Annotated in this window: 1 pseudogene; it reads left to right on the plus strand. The window is 67.2% G+C overall.

Features of this window, described 5'->3' with window-relative positions:
* Window positions 1-1,195 (plus strand): annotated as a pseudogene (locus ACFW0H_RS30095) (aminomethyltransferase); the annotation flags it as partial.

The following is a 1,195-nucleotide window of genomic DNA, read 5'->3' on the forward strand; positions in this document are numbered from 1 at the left end:
TACCGCGACGTGCAACTGGTGAAGCGCTTCTCCACCGTCGGTATGGGCCCGTCCCAGGGCCGCCACTCGGCGCTGCCCACCGCACGCCTGGTCGCCCAGGCCACCCGCCGCAGCATCAGCGAAACCGGCGTGACCACCGCCCGCCCGCCCTTTGAGGCGGAGAAGCTCGCGCACGTTGCTGGCCGCGCGTTCGACCCCTATCGCCAGACCGCCATGCACAGCCGCCATGTGGCTGCCGGCGCCAAGTTGATGCCGGCCGGCATCTGGCAGCGCCCGGCGTTCTACGGCAAAGCTGAGGACCGCGAGCGCTGCATGCAGGAAGAGGCCCGCCACGTACGCGAGAAGGTCGGTCTGATCGACGTCTCGACCCTGGGTGGCCTGGATGTGCGCGGCCCGGACGCCGCCGAGCTTCTGGAGCGCATCTACACCCTGCCCTTCAAGAAGCAACCGGTGGCACGCACGCGCTACGCGCTGATGACCAACGAGCACGGCGTGGTGATCGATGACGGTGTTTGCGCGCGCCTGGCCGACAACCACTTCTATGTCACCGCTACCACCAGCGGCGTGGATCGCATCTACCAGCAGATGCTCAAGTGGAACGCCCAGTGGCGCCTTAACGTGGACATCGCCAACGTCACTGCCGCCCTGGCCGCGGTGAACCTGGCCGGGCCGCTGTCGCGCAAGGTGCTGGAGAAGCTCTGCGACGACGTCGACCTGTCCGCCGAAGGCTTCCCCTACCTTGCCGTGCGTACCGGCACCGTGGCCGGTATTCCGGCGCGGCTGATGCGCGTCGGCTTCGTCGGAGAGCTGGGCTACGAGGTCCACGTACCGGCCCGTCACGGCGGCAAGCTGTGGGACGCACTGATTGAAGCCGGCGCTGAGTTCGGTATCCGCCCCTTCGGCGTCGAGACCCAGCGCCTGCTGCGTCTGGAAAAGGGCCACGTGATCATCAGCCAGGACACCGACGGCATGACCCATCCGGGCGAGATCGACATGGAATGGGCCATCGGCCGCAAGAAAGCCTTCTTCGTCGGCAAACGGTCTATCGAGATCCTCGAAGCGCAGCCACTGAAACGCAAGCTGGTGGGCTTCACCCTGCCCAGGGGCAGCGCGCAACCGCTGGAAGGCCACCTGGTGCTGAACGGCCCGGACATCAGCGGCAACGTCACCTCCTGCGAGTACTCCGGCACCCTCG

Source organism: Metapseudomonas cellulosilytica, from assembly GCF_049334135.1.
Classification (GTDB): Bacteria; Pseudomonadota; Gammaproteobacteria; order Pseudomonadales; family Pseudomonadaceae; genus Metapseudomonas.